Raw genomic sequence first — 13,696 nt, forward strand, 5'->3', positions numbered from 1 at the left:
CGACTGTGTGGAGGTCGCCTACCGCCTGCCCAGGCTCTGGGGTGCAGTGCTGTCCGGGTTGGTGGCGGGGTGGCGGGCGCGGATCATCGCGCAGACCACCCTCGCCCTCACCTTGGAGGCTGCGACGCATGTCGACGAGCAGGTGTTCTGGTGTGCCTCGCGGCTGACGCCGTCGCAGCTGCGGCGGGTGGTCGACGAGGCCCGGGTGCGGTTCATGCCCGACGCGGTGCAGCAGGCGTTGGAGGACTCGGCGGACAAGCGGCATGTCACGTTCGACACCGAGCAGGCGTCGTTCGACGGGACGATGCACCTCGAGGCCGACCTGGAGATCCCCGACGCWCTSGCGCTGGCCGAGGCGGTCGCGTCCGGGGCGGAGCACCTCGCGAAGCTGGGGTCCACCGACACCGCCGACGGACGCAGGGCCACCGCGTTGGGTGACCTSGCSCGGCACCAGATGACCATCGGCTTCGACGATGACGACGCGGACGACACTTCGGGGGTTGGGGTGCGAGCGCAGCGAGCCTCGAAACCCACCACCCAGATCYACCTCTATGCCCACCTGTCGGCGGACGCGATCACCCACTTCGACAGCCCGGACGCTCCGGATGAGGCGTTGTGTGGGCGGATCGAGCAGGCCGGCCAACGTCTGTTGTCGGTGGACCAGATCCGGGCCTGGTGCGGGCGCCCTGACGTGCAGGTGACTGTCACCCGGGTCATCGACCTCCGNCGGATGAGGCGTTGTGTGGGCGGATCGAGCAGGCCGGCCAACGTCTGTTGTCGGTGGACCAGATCCGGGCCTGGTGCGGGCGCCCTGACGTGCAGGTGACTGTCACCCGGGTCATCGACCTCCGGGAGCGGTTGGAGTGCCAGGGCTACCGACCCACACCGGAGATGCGGGAGCACGTCATCGTCCGCGACGGGACGTGTGTGTTCCCGTGGTGTGGCCGCAACGCGAGGCTCTGCGACCTCGACCACGTCATCCCGTACGACCACGAAAATCCGGAGGACGGTGGTCCGACGGCGACCGACAACCTGGCGCCGTTGTGCCGCAGGCACCACCGGTTGAAAACACGGGGCAGGTGGCGCTACGAGATGACCGAGCCCGGGGTGTTCGTCTGGACCAGCCCGCTCGGCAACGCCTACCTCCGAGACCACACCGGCAGCCGGCCGATCGGCCGCGCTTGGCCCGAGCCTGGGGTCCCGTCCCCGCGCGACGGCACCGACGTACCGGATCCCGATGACCCGCCGGACGCACACCCGCCCGACCTCTGACCACCACGCCCCGGACCCCGCCCAGCGACACCGGCGGGGCCACTGGCATGTCTGGACCGTCCGATCCCCCTCACCGCGCGCCGCCCCGCGCTGCGCTGCGGGCCGCCGCCCCGCGGTGCGCTGCGGGCTGCCGCCCCGCGGTGCGCTGCGGGCCGCCGCGCCCGCGCCGGACGCGGACGTCACGAGCCGCGCCCGCGCCGGACGCGCGGTCCACCGCACCCAGCGAAACCCAGATCAGCCAGTTGCTCGCCGGACCCCAGAGATCCATCCTGAAGGATGCGCGTCTCTGGCTTCTCACACGTGGCACTCACCGTCAGCGACATGACGACGTCGCGGGAGTTCTACGAAGGAGCTCTCGGACTGCCGGTGCTGGACTCGAGCGACACCTACTGTGCCCTGTCGGTCGGCGGTGACACGGTGGCTGCCCTGATCCTCACGTGCCATGACGGCGGCACCTCCGAACCGTTCAGCGAGCTCCGCCCCGGTCTCGACCACGTGAGCCTCGCGGTCCCGGACCCGGCGAGCCTCGACGACTGGCAGACGAGGCTGGAGGAGCGAGGAGTGCCCGCCGATCGGCGCAGGAGCGAGTGGGGACACCACCTCAACTTCCGAGATCCCGACAACATCGCGGTCGAGCTCGTCGTGCTCGAGCCCGACGCCGACGTGCGCGAGGTCCTGGGTCGGGCGGGGTCGGCCTGACCGTCCGGCTCCGGGATCGTGCGCTCGACGAGCGCCACCGCCGTACGCACGGAGCAGCCGTGACGTCTAGGCTGCGGGCCATGCCCACGACCCCCGCCTCGCCGTCCCTCGAGGCCGCCAACGTCGGAGCCATCTTCAAGGCGTACGACGTCCGCGGCATCGTCCCGGACCAGCTCGACGAGGAGCTCGCGCGAGCCACCGGCGCCGCCTTCGTCGAGGTCGTCGGTGCCCCGGTGATCGTGGTCGGGCACGACATGCGCCCCAGCTCGCCGGGCCTGGCCGGAGCCTTCGCCGCGGGCGCCACCGCGGCGGGTGCCGACGTCGTGATGATCGGGCTGGCGAGCACCGACCAGCTCTACTTCGCCTCGGGCCACCTCGGCCACGCGGGCGTCATGTTCACCGCCAGCCACAACCCCGCGGCGTACAACGGCATGAAGATGTGCCGCGCCGGGGCCGTGCCGATCGGCTCGGAGACGGGGCTCGCGGAGATCCGCGACAGCGTGGTGGGCGGGGGCCACCAGCCGGCGATCGCCACCGGCAGCATCACCGAGGAGGACGTCCTCGAGGCCTACGCCGCGCACCTGCTGAGCCTGGCGCCCGTCGACGGCCGCCGGCTCAAGGTCGTGATCGACGCGGGCAGCGGGATGGCCGGCCTGACCGCACCCGCGGTCTTCGACCGCATCGGGTCCGACCGCATCGAGCTGGTGCCGATGTACTTCGACCTCGACGGCACGTTCCCCCACCACGAGGCCAACCCCATCGAGCCGGCCAACCTCGTCGACCTCCAGGAGCGGGTGCTCGTCGAGCGGGCCGACATCGGGCTGGCCTTCGACGGCGACGCCGACCGCTGCTTCCTCGTCGACGAGCAGGGCCGGGCGGTCTCGCCCTCCACGCTCACCGCGCTCATCGCCTCGCGCGAGCTCGCCAAGGAGCCGGGCGCGACGATCATCCACAACCTGATCACCAGCCGGGCGGTCCCCGAGATTGTCACCGACCTCGGCGGCGCCCCCGTGCGCACCCGCGTCGGCCACTCCTACATCAAGGCGACGATGGCCGAGACCGGGGCGATCTTCGGCGGCGAGCACAGTGGCCACTTCTACTTCCGCGACTTCTGGCGCGCAGACTCCGGCATGCTGGCCGCTCTCCACGCACTCGCCGCGCTGGCCGAGACCGAGCAGCCGCTCAGTGCCCTGCTCGCAGACTACGAGCGCTACGTCGTCAGCGGCGAGATCAACTCCACCGTCGCCGACCAGGCGGCCGTGGTCGCGACGATCGAGGCGGCGTACGCCGACCACGCGGGCGTCAGCACCGACCACCTCGACGGTCTGACGGTCACCCACGACGACTGGTGGTTCAACGTCCGCCCGTCCAACACCGAGCCGCTGCTGCGCCTCAACGCCGAAGGACGCGACCGCGCCACCATGGAGCGGATCCGCGACGAGGTCCTCACCACCATCAGGAGTGACGCGTGAACATCGACCCCCAGTTGCTCAAGATCATCGTCTGCCCCGACTGCCACGGCGACCTCCGCGAGGAGGCCGACGAGCTGGTGTGCACCGCGTGCGGCCTGGCCTACCCGGTCAAGGACGACATCCCGGTGCTGCTGGTCGACGAGGCACGCAAGCCGGCCTGACGTCATGGTGACGTGGTTCGACGAGGCCAGGCTCGACGACGAGCGGGTGCTGGGCGCCCACGACGTGGCGCTCCGGGCGCTCGCCGAGAGCGGGGCCCGGGTCCGCCGCGAGTCCCACGACGCCTCGGCCGCCACGGCCGAGGCGATCGCCGGCCAGCAGGGCCTCGACCAGCCCCGCGCGGTCATCGCCGCAGGCCCCGACTCGAGGCTGCTGCGTGCCGTGCTCGAGCCCTGGTGCCCGGTGCCCTTCGTGGCCTGGCCCGGACCGGCGCTCCCCGGCTGGGCGGGCAGCCTCGACCTGGTCGTGATGCTCGCCCCCGAGGGGTCCGACCGGAGCTCGGCGTCCGCGGTCGCGGAGGCCGTACGCCGCGGGTGCCAGGTCGTCGTCGCCTGCCCGCCGACCTCGCTGGTCGCCGAGCACGCCGCCGGTCGCTACACGACGGTGCTGCCCACGGTCACCGGCGACCAGCTCGCCACCGCCGTCGTGATGCTCGACTACCTCGCCCAGGTGCGCCTCGGGCCCCGGGCCGACGCCGACAGCGTGGCGATCGCGCTCGACGCCGTTGCCCAGGAGTGCTCGCCCTTCCGCGACCTCGCCGTCAACCCGGCCAAGATGCTCGCCATCGCCCTCGCGGACACCACCCCGATCGTCTGGGGCGGGTCCGTGCTGGCCGCCCGCGCCGCCCGCCGGGTGGCCGAGTCCATCCGCCGCGCGTCCGGACGCACCGCCCTGGCCGGTGACGCCGAGCACCTCGTCCCGGTGCTCGAGGCGGCCCGGCCCCGCGACGTCTTCGCCGACCCGTTCGCCGACGCCGCCGACGTACCCGCCGACCTGCGTCCGCTCCTGCTCGTGCTCGACGACGGCGCCGAGGACCCGGTGGTCCGCGAGCAGCGCGGCCGGCTCCAGGCCGCGGCGGCGCGCCGCGACGTACGCGTCGAGACGGTGAGCACGGACGCGGCGACGGAGGTGGCGAGGTACGCCTCCCTGGTCCTCCAGGGCACCTACGCGTCGGAGTACCTGCGGATCGGGTTCGTCGAGGACTGAGTCGACGACAGGGTCGAGGACCGATCCGCGGAGCGGTCACCCGTCGGGAGGGGGGTGCGTTTGAATCGTCGGCCCTCGCCTGCCACGGTGGAGGAGTCCCTGACCTCATCGGAAGGAGAGCACATGCTCACCCTCACCGAGAACGCCAGCACCATCGTCCGCGAGATCACCACCCAGGCCAGCGGGGCCGACGAAGCCGGTCTGCGCATCGCCCTCGAGTCGACGCCCGAGCCCGCCTTCGCGATCAGCGCCACCGACGGCCCCCAGCCGGGAGACGCGACGCTCGAGCAGGACGGCGCCACCGTCTACCTCGACGCCGGCGCGGCCACCGAGCTCGACGACAAGGTGCTGGACGCCAGCATCGACCCGCAGGGCGGCGTGGAGTTCGCGCTCGGCCTCCAGGGCTGACGCAGCACTGCACCACGTCCACGAGGGCGGCCGGGATCCGTCCCGGCCGCCCTCGGTCGCGTGCAGGGGACGTCCACCCCGCGGATAGGCTGCGCCCGTGAACGAACTGAGGGAGACCGCCTGATGGCCGCAGGACTCTTCGCCCTGCTCGACGACGTGGCCGCGCTGGCCCGCGTCGCCGCGGCGTCCGTCGACGACATCGGTGCCGCGGCCGGCCGGGCGAGCGCCAAGGCCGCCGGCGTGGTCGTCGACGACACCGCCGTCACCCCGCAGTACCTCCACGGCTCCGCGGCCGAGCGCGAGCTGCCGATCATCAAGAAGATCGCGATCGGCTCGCTGCGCAACAAGCTGCTCTTCATCCTCCCGGCCGCGGTCCTGCTGGGACAGTTCCTCCCTCAGCTGCTGCCCGTGATCCTCATCTTCGGCGGTGGCTTCCTCGCCTACGAGGGCGCGCACAAGGTGTGGGAGAAGGTCAGCGGTCACCACCCCGAGGCCGAGGAGGAGCTCGCCACCCAGGGGGAGTTCACCCCCGAGCACGAGGCGAAGACCGTCGCCGGCGCCATCCGCACCGACTTCATCCTGTCCGCCGAGATCATGGTGATCGCCCTCAAGGAGGTCGTCAGCTCCGATCCCGACGCGAGCATCTGGATGCGCGCGATCGTCCTCGCCGTCGTCGCCCTCATGATCACCGTGCTCGTCTACGGCGTGGTGGCGCTCATCGTGAAGATGGACGACGTCGGCCTGCACCTCACCCAGAAGTCCTCCGAGCTCGCCCAGAAGGTCGGCGCCGGCCTCGTGGGCGCCATGCCCAAGCTGCTGACGGCCATCTCGCTGATCGGCACGCTGGCCATGCTGTGGGTCGGTGGCCACATCTTCCTCGTCAGCCTCTACGAGATCGGCGGCACCGACGGCCTCCTCGAGGGGACCTGGCTCGGCGACGTCCTGCACGCGCCGTACGACGTCATCCACCACTGGGAGGTGGCCGTCCACGACGCCATCGGTGGAGCCCTCGGCAGCTTCGCCGGGTGGGTGGTCAACACGCTCGCCTCGGCGGTCGTGGGCCTGCTCGTCGGTGGGCTCGTGCTCGCGGTCCTGCACGCCTTCGGCATCGGTGGTGGACACGGATCGGAGACCCACGAGGAGACCCCGGCCGAGGATTCTCCGAATATGTGAGCCCAGTCCTACGCTTCTGAGGTCCGCGCGGGAGATCCCGACGGTGCACAGATGTGCGGCGCAGACACGCTCCACAGACTTCAGGAGACAACCGATGGACTTCAAGGTCGCCGACCTCAGCCTGGCCGACTACGGCCGCAAGGAGATCGAGCTCGCCGAGCACGAGATGCCCGGCCTGATGGCCATGCGCGAGCGCTACGGCGCGGAGCAGCCCCTCGCGGGCGCCCGCATCGCCGGCTCGCTGCACATGACGATCCAGACCGCCGTGCTCATCGAGACCCTCGTGGACCTCGGTGCCGACGTGCGCTGGGCCACCTGCAACATCTTCTCCACCCAGGACCACGCGGCCGCGGCCGTCGTCGTGGGTCGTGACGGCACCGTCGACAACCCCCGGGGCACGCCCGTCTTCGCCTGGAAGGGCGAGTCGCTGGCCGAGTACTGGGACGAGGCCGAGAAGGTCTTCGACTTCGCCGAGGGCGGCCCCAACGTCCTGCTCGACGACGGTGGCGACATCACCATGCTCCTGCACCTGGGCGTCGAGTTCGAGAAGACCGGCGTCGTGCCGTCGCAGGACAGCACCGACAACGAGGAGTTCAAGGAGGTGCTGCGCGTCCTGGCCCGCTCGGTCGCGACCAAGCCGCAGCACTGGACCAACATCTCGAAGGACATCAAGGGCGTCTCCGAGGAGACCACCACCGGCGTCCTGCGTCTCTACGACCGGTTCCGCGAGGGCACGCTGCTCTTCCCGGCGATCAACGTCAACGACTCGGTCACCAAGTCCAAGTTCGACAACAAGTACGGCTGCCGCCACTCGCTGATCGACGGCCTCAACCGCGCCACCGACGTCATGATCGGCGGCAAGGTCGCCGTCGTCTGCGGCTACGGCGACGTCGGCAAGGGCTCCGCGGAGTCACTGCGCGGCCAGGGTGCCCGCGTCATCGTCACCGAGATCGACCCGATCTGCGCGCTGCAGGCGGCCATGGACGGCTACGAGGTCAAGCGCCTCGAGTCCGTCGTCGAGACGGCCGACATCTTTATCACCACGACCGGCAACTTCGACATCATCACGGTCGAGCACTTCCACAAGATGAAGCACCAGGCCATCGTCGGCAACATCGGTCACTTCGACAACGAGATCAACATGGCGGGCCTGGCCAAGATCCCCGGCATCGTCAAGGACGAGATCAAGCCGCAGGTCCACCAGTGGATCTTCCCGGCGACGGACGACAAGCCCAGCAAGAAGGTCATCGTCCTGTCCGAGGGACGCCTGCTCAACCTCGGCAACGCGACCGGCCACCCGTCGTTCGTCATGTCGAACTCCTTCACCAACCAGGTGCTGGCCCAGATCGAGCTCTTCACCAAGGCCGACGAGTACGACCTCGGTGTGCACGTGCTGCCCAAGCACCTCGACGAGGAGGTGGCTCGCCTGCACCTCGACGCCCTCGGCGTCGAGCTCACCGAGCTCACCAAGGAGCAGGCCGCCTACCTCGGCGTCGACATCGCTGGCCCGTTCAAGTCCGACCACTACCGTTACTGAGGCAGACTTGGCGGCATGACACCACCTGCAGAGCATCCCACCAGGGGCAGCATCCTGGTCGTCGACGACGACTCGTCCCTGGCGGAGATGCTCTCGCTGGTGCTGCGGCAGGAGGGTTTCGAGAGCCAGGTCGTCGGTCGCGGTGACGAGGCCCTCGAGGCCTTCCGCAGCTTCCGCCCCGACCTGGTGCTCCTCGACCTGATGCTGCCCGGCAAGGACGGCATCGACGTCTGCAAGGAGATCCGCGCCGAGTCGGGCGTGCCGATCGTCATGCTGACCGCCAAGGGCGACACCGTCGACGTGGTCGTCGGCCTCGAGTCCGGGGCCGACGACTACATCGTCAAGCCGTTCAAGCCCAAGGAGCTCATCGCCCGCATCCGGGCACGCGTACGCCGCTCCGACGCGCCGACCTCCGAGGCGCTCACCATCGGCGACCTGGCCATCGACGTGTCGGGCCACTCGGTGACCCGGGCGGGTGCGGCGGTCAACCTCACCCCCCTCGAGTTCGACCTGCTGGTGTGCCTCGCGCGCAAGCCGTGGCAGGTCTTCACCCGCGAGGTGCTGCTCGAGCAGGTCTGGGGCTACCGGCACAGCGCCGACACCCGCTTGGTCAACGTCCACGTGCAGCGGCTGCGCTCCAAGGTCGAGCACGACCCGGAGAACCCCGAGATCGTGGTGACCGTGCGCGGCGTGGGCTACAAGGCCGGCACGGCGTAGGCCGGGTCGTCCTGCACCCATGTCCACCCTCTCCCCGCCCCCGGGGCTGCAGCAGACGATCGACCGGCTGTCGTACGCCCTGCGCCGAGCGCTGACGTTCTGGCGACGCTCGGTCCAGGCGCGCGTGGTCGCGTCCACCGTGCTGCTCTCCGCGCTGGTCGTGAGCATCGTGGGCTGGATCCTCATCCAGCAGACCCGCGACGGACTCCTGGACAACCGGGTCGACCAGGTCGTGGCCGAGGTGGAGAACGAGACGGCGCAGACCCGCGAGCAGCTCGCGGCCGCGTCGGGCACCGACGTCGACGAGGCGGGTCAGCGCGAGGACGTGGTGGAGCCGCTCATCTCGCGCGGTGCCGCCCGGGGCTTCGCGGTAGTGCTGTCACCGTCCGTCGGCACCGGCAGCCGGCTCGCCGACGGTGGCGCGCAGTTCACCCAGGGCCTCGACACCAGCAGCGTCCCCGAGAGCCTGCAGCAGCACTTCGACGAGCCCGCCGCGACCGCCTGGACCTACACCGACATCACCACCACGCGGCCCATCTCGGGCCTGCCCGACGGCCCCGGCGTCGTGGTGGGGAGCCAGGTGACCCTGCCGGCCGACAACCACACCTACACGCTCTACTACATCTACTCGCTCGACGAGGAGCGCGAGACGATGGCGCTCGTCACCCGGGCGCTCCTCACGGCGGGAGTCCTCCTGCTGCTCCTCGTCGCCGGCCTCGCCTGGCTGGTGGCCCGCCAGGTGGTCACCCCGATCCGGATGGCCCGGCGCGTCGCCGAGCGGCTGGCCGCCGGCCAGCTCCAGGAGCGGCTGCGGGTGAGCGGCGAGGACGACCTGGCGCGCCTCGCGACGTCGTTCAACCAGATGGCCTCCAACCTCCAGCGCCAGATCCGCCAGCTCGAGGAGCTGAGCCGTCTCCAGCGCCGCTTCGTCTCCGACGTCTCCCACGAGCTGCGGACCCCCCTGACGACGGTGCGGATGGCCGGGGACGTCCTCCACGACGCCCGGGCCAGCTTCGACCCCGTCACCGCGCGGGCCGCCGAGCTGCTCCAGCTCGAGCTCGACCGCTTCGAGACGCTGCTCGCCGACCTGCTTGAGATCAGCCGGTTCGACGCCGGAGCCGCCGTCCTCGAGGCCGAGGACGTCGACCTCGTCGACGTAGCCCGCCGGGTCGTCGACATGACCCGTGCCCTGGCCGACCAGCGCCACACGCAGGTGGTCATCGAGGAGCCCGGGCACGCCTGCCTCAGCGAGGCGGACCCCCGCCGGGTCGAGCGGATCGTGCGCAACCTCGTCACCAACGCGATCGACCACGCGGAGGGCCGCGACATCCGCCTGCTGGTGGCCGGCGACGAGCACTCGGCCGCGATCGCGGTGCGCGACCACGGTGTGGGTCTCGGGCCCGGTGAGTCGGCGATGGTCTTCAACCGCTTCTGGCGCGCGGACCCGGCCCGGGCCCGCACCAGCGGCGGCACCGGGCTGGGGCTGTCGATCTCCCTCGAGGACGCCCACCTCCACGGCGGGTGGCTCCAGGCCTGGGGGCGGCCGGGCGAGGGCGCCCAGTTCCGCCTCACGCTGCCGCGCCGGCTCTCCCAGCCGCTGCGCCACAGCCCGCTGCCCCTCGTGCCCACCGACACCCTGGAGTCGGCGTGAAGCGCCCCGCCGCCCTGACCGGCGTGCTCGCCCTCGTGCTCGCCCTGTCGGCCTGCGCACGGATGCCGACCGACGGCCCGGTCACCGAGGTGCAGACGTCGACGGTGTCCGCACCGCGGGCCCCGTTCGACTTCGACCCCAAGCCGCCCCAACCGGGGGAGTCGGCCTCCGAGATCGTCGCCCACTTCCTCGAGGCCATGAAGGCCCGGCCGATCACCACCAGCGTCGCGCGGCAGTTCCTCAGCGAGGAGGCGCAGCGCGACTGGCGGCCCGACGACGCGATCGTCACCTACGGTGAGATCGGCGACCCGGTCGGCGGGGACATCACCGTCCAGGTGCCGATGGCCACCATCAACGAGTACGACGACCGGGGCGCCTGGCAGCGCTCGCGGGACGCCGTGAGCCTCCAGCTCGGGCTGACGTCGGAGGACGGCCAGTGGCGCATCTCCGAGGTCCCCGACGCCCTGGTGGTCCCCGAGTCGTGGTTCGAGGACTCCTACCGGCGCGCCTCGCTCTACCTCTTCGACCCGACGACCAGCATCCTGGTGCCCGAGCCCGTCTACATCCCCGAGGGCGACCAGGTGGCCTCCTCCCTGGTCCCGGGGCTGCTGCCGTCGGAGGGCACCGACCCGCGCATCGAGCGCACCTACTTCCCGGAGGGCTTCACCTCGGCCTTCTCGGTGCCGATCACGTCGGCCGGCATCGCCAAGGTCGCGCTCGACGGCGACCCGGCCGCGGTCGACGAGACCACGAGCCAGCTGATGCTCACCCAGCTGATCTGGACGCTCCGGCAGGAGCCCCGGATCCGGGCCGTCGAGCTCACGATCGGGGACCGCGAGCTCGGCCTGCCGGGCGGGGCCACCCAGGTGGACCTCGACGTCGGCAGCGCCTACGACCCGACCGGGGCGCAGTCCACCGGTGACGTCTTCGGGCTGGTCGACGGCCGCCTCGTGCGCGGCACCGTGGCCTCGCTGCTGGCCACCACGGGACCCATGGGCGTCGAGCGGCTCGGTGTGCGCTCCATCGGGGTCAACCTCGAGGGCACCCGGGTCGCCGGCATCTCCGGCGACGGGAGCAGCGTGATCGTCGCGCCGGTGGACGACGACGGCCCCGCCGAGCAGGTGGTCAGCGGGGCCAGCGACCTGCTGGCGCCCGCCTGGGACTTCGCCGACCGGATGTGGCTGGTCGACCGCGCGGGCGGCCGGGCGCGCGTCCTGGTGGTCAACGGCGCCCAGGCGCGCGCCGTCCAGGTGCCGGGCGTGAGCGGCCGCGACGTCGAGCAGCTCCTCGTGTCGCGCGACGGCAGCCGCCTCGTCGCGGTGGTCTCCGGCAAGGACGGTGACCGGGTCGTCGCCGGCCGCGTCCTCCACGACGAGCGCGGACGCGTGCTCGGCGCCACCAGGGCCCGCACACTGGCCTACGAGCCCGACGCCTCCGGCCAGGTCCGTGACATCACCTGGCGGACGCCGACCGCGGTGTCGGTGCTCTCCGACATCAACGAGGACCTCTCCCAGGTGCGCACCGTGTCCGTCGACGGTGCCCCCGGGGAGATCGTCACGTCCGGCTCCGGCCGGGTGCGGGGCGCGTTCCGCAGCCTGGTCGGCTCTCCCGTCGAGGGGGCCGAGGTCTACGCCGTCGCCGGGGAGGACGTCATCGACCTCACCGCCCCGTCACGCCAGCTCGGCGCCCTGCCGTCGGGGCTGACCTCGCTCACCTACGTCGGCTGAGCCCCTCCACAGCCGGGTGGTCGGCCCTCGACGGCGGGCCGCCGCGCTGGTGCGATGGACCCGTGCGAGACGCGGCCCTGGACCTGCTCCTCGGGAGCAGCTGCGTCGGCTGCGGCCGTCCGGGCCGGATGCTGTGCCCGGCGTGCCGCGCCGGGCTGCCGGCCCGCGCCACGGTCAGCTGGCCCAGCCCGGTCCCGGAGGGGCTGGTGACGCCGTGGGCGACGGGCCCCTACGCCGACACCCTGAGGGCCCTCGTGCTCGGTCACAAGGACCGTGGGCAGTGGTCGCTCGCCCGGGTGCTCGCCGGGCTGCTGGCGACGTCCGTGCGCGCCGCGGCCGGCCCGCCCGACGGCTCGCCGCTGGTCCTGGTACCGGTCCCGTCGCGGCCAGGCTCCAGCCGCCGGCGCGGTTACGACCCGACCGGGGCCCTGGTGCGGGGTGCCGCCGGCCTCCTGGTCCGTGAGTCGTACGACGCGCTGCCGGCCGCGCTGCTCGTCTCCCGCGGGGGAGTGCGGGACCAGGCGGGCCTCACGGCCACGGAGCGGGCCGCCAACCTGGCCGGGTCGATGAGCTGCCCTGCACCCGGCCTGCGGCGCCTCGCCGCGCGGCGTACGCGGGCGCGCGTCGTCCTCTGCGACGACGTCCTCACGACCGGTGCGACCGCCCGGGAGGCCCAGCGTGCCCTCGCCGCGGTGGGCCTCGCCCCGGTCGCCGTGGCCGTCGTGGCGGCCACCCGCCGACGCCTCCTCATGGCCGGGACGGTTGGCGAGTCCCATTCGGGACCCCCGTCCCTTGGCCCATCACCCGGGAGGGGCTAGCGTCTGTACATGGAGTCCGTCCGGGTCCGTGGTTGCGTCATCCGGACACCTGTGCGCCCGTCAGGGATCGCGCAGCTGCACGGGTGGCAAGCCGATGCCAGTCGCAGGCGAAACGGCCCACGTAAGGCTGGAGACAGCCGATCACGGTGCGGCTTAGACGTAAGTCCTGCCTCGCAGCCGTCGTCATATGCGACGGTGATCGGGAGAGGGCCGGTAGTGACATCCAAGTTGCGGAAGCCCCTGCAGGCGATTGTGGGGACGAAGACCAGGTCGGCCGGGCGGACTCCATCCCACCTGTCCGAGGACTCGGGCACGCCCGGGCTCCTCACTGCTCGGGTGGGCCGATGAAGTAGTTCCTGCTACCAGGAGGTTCACATGGATGTTGTGGTCACCGGACGGCACTGCGAGGTGTCGGAGAGGTTTCGTGAGCACGTCTCGGAGAAGCTCGCCAGGCTCGAGAAGCACGACCACCGGATCATGCGAGTACAGGTCGAGGTGGAGCAGGAACGCAATCCGCGTCAACACGATCGAGCCGTGCGCGTCGAGCTGACCGCCTTCTCCAAGGGACCCGTGATCCGCGCCGAGGCCGCCGCCGAGGACAAGATGGGCGCGCTCGACCTCGCCATGGACAAGATGGCCGCCCAGATGCGCCGCGCCGCCGACCGCCGCCGGGTGCACCACGGCCGCCATGCCCCGGTGTCCGTCGCCCAGGCCCTGGCCGACATGCCGCAGGCGGAGACCATCGACATCGACGACGAGGTCGTCACCGAGCGCCAGGTCGGACCGATCACGGTCACCGGCGACGGGCCGCTCGTCGTGCGGGAGAAGTCGCACGGTGCGACGCCGATGACCCTCGACACGGCCCTCTACGAGATGGAGCTGGTGGGCCACGACTTCTACCTGTTCGTCGACAAGGAGAGCGAGCGACCCTCGGTCGTCTACCGCCGTCGCGGCTACGACTACGGCGTCATCTCCCTCGACCTGGACCGCTGAGCCGTGCACTCGTTGCCTCGGTC

At 71.7% G+C, this 13,696-nt stretch carries 13 protein-coding genes; all 13 read left to right on the plus strand.

Annotation, left to right across the window (positions count from 1 at the left end; genetic code table 11):
• Positions 1 to 891 precede the first annotated feature (891 nt).
• The gene (locus tag ASG88_RS07195; protein ID WP_235534761.1) at positions 892 to 1,272 is read left to right on the plus strand and encodes an HNH endonuclease signature motif containing protein; all 381 of its coding nucleotides are present in this window, start codon (positions 892 to 894) and stop codon (positions 1,270 to 1,272) included.
• Between the two features lie 276 nt (positions 1,273 to 1,548).
• Positions 1,549 to 1,971, plus strand: a complete 423-nt coding sequence (locus ASG88_RS07200; RefSeq protein ID WP_082600072.1) for a VOC family protein — start codon at positions 1,549 to 1,551, stop codon at positions 1,969 to 1,971.
• A gap of 80 nt (positions 1,972 to 2,051) precedes the next feature.
• Positions 2,052 to 3,443 carry a phosphomannomutase/phosphoglucomutase gene (locus tag ASG88_RS07205; RefSeq protein WP_056886760.1) on the plus strand — a complete coding sequence of 464 codons (1,392 nt, stop codon included), beginning with the start codon at positions 2,052 to 2,054 and terminating at the stop codon, positions 3,441 to 3,443.
• The gene (locus ASG88_RS22520) at positions 3,440 to 3,604 is read left to right on the plus strand and encodes a Trm112 family protein (RefSeq protein ID WP_082600073.1); all 165 of its coding nucleotides are present in this window, start codon (positions 3,440 to 3,442) and stop codon (positions 3,602 to 3,604) included. The genes ASG88_RS07205 and ASG88_RS22520 overlap by 4 nt, the downstream gene beginning before the upstream one ends.
• Before the next feature lie 4 nt (positions 3,605 to 3,608).
• Positions 3,609 to 4,649 (plus strand): SIS domain-containing protein, encoded by a 1,041-nt coding sequence (locus ASG88_RS07210; RefSeq protein WP_056886761.1) that lies wholly within the window; start codon positions 3,609 to 3,611, stop codon positions 4,647 to 4,649.
• 123 nt (positions 4,650 to 4,772) lie between these two features.
• A complete protein-coding gene (locus ASG88_RS07215) occupies positions 4,773 to 5,057 on the plus strand; it encodes a hypothetical protein (RefSeq protein WP_056886762.1) in 285 nt (94 codons plus the stop codon).
• Between the two features lie 123 nt (positions 5,058 to 5,180).
• Positions 5,181 to 6,230 (plus strand): DUF808 domain-containing protein, encoded by a 1,050-nt coding sequence (locus ASG88_RS07220; RefSeq protein WP_056886763.1) that lies wholly within the window; start codon positions 5,181 to 5,183, stop codon positions 6,228 to 6,230.
• A gap of 94 nt (positions 6,231 to 6,324) precedes the next feature.
• Positions 6,325 to 7,767, plus strand: a complete 1,443-nt coding sequence (gene ahcY / locus ASG88_RS07225; RefSeq protein ID WP_056886764.1) for an adenosylhomocysteinase — start codon at positions 6,325 to 6,327, stop codon at positions 7,765 to 7,767.
• 15 nt (positions 7,768 to 7,782) lie between these two features.
• On the plus strand, positions 7,783 to 8,484 hold the full coding sequence (gene mtrA / locus ASG88_RS07230) for an MtrAB system response regulator MtrA (RefSeq protein WP_056886765.1): 702 nt from the start codon (positions 7,783 to 7,785) through the stop codon (positions 8,482 to 8,484).
• Between the two features lie 19 nt (positions 8,485 to 8,503).
• The gene (mtrB, locus tag ASG88_RS07235; protein ID WP_056886766.1) at positions 8,504 to 10,135 is read left to right on the plus strand and encodes an MtrAB system histidine kinase MtrB; all 1,632 of its coding nucleotides are present in this window, start codon (positions 8,504 to 8,506) and stop codon (positions 10,133 to 10,135) included.
• Positions 10,132 to 11,862, plus strand: a complete 1,731-nt coding sequence (locus ASG88_RS07240) for a GerMN domain-containing protein (RefSeq protein ID WP_056886767.1) — start codon at positions 10,132 to 10,134, stop codon at positions 11,860 to 11,862. The genes mtrB and ASG88_RS07240 overlap by 4 nt, the downstream gene beginning before the upstream one ends.
• 62 nt (positions 11,863 to 11,924) lie before the next feature.
• Positions 11,925 to 12,680: a ComF family protein gene (locus ASG88_RS07245; protein ID WP_082600075.1), complete on the plus strand. Its 756-nt coding sequence runs from the start codon at positions 11,925 to 11,927 to the stop codon at positions 12,678 to 12,680.
• Between the two features lie 375 nt (positions 12,681 to 13,055).
• A complete protein-coding gene (gene hpf / locus ASG88_RS07250; RefSeq protein WP_056886768.1) occupies positions 13,056 to 13,673 on the plus strand; it encodes a ribosome hibernation-promoting factor, HPF/YfiA family in 618 nt (205 codons plus the stop codon).
• Positions 13,674 to 13,696: the final 23 nt, after the last annotated feature.

The organism is Nocardioides sp. Soil777, assembly GCF_001428425.1.
In the GTDB taxonomy this organism is placed as follows: domain Bacteria; phylum Actinomycetota; class Actinomycetes; order Propionibacteriales; family Nocardioidaceae; genus Nocardioides; species Nocardioides terrigena.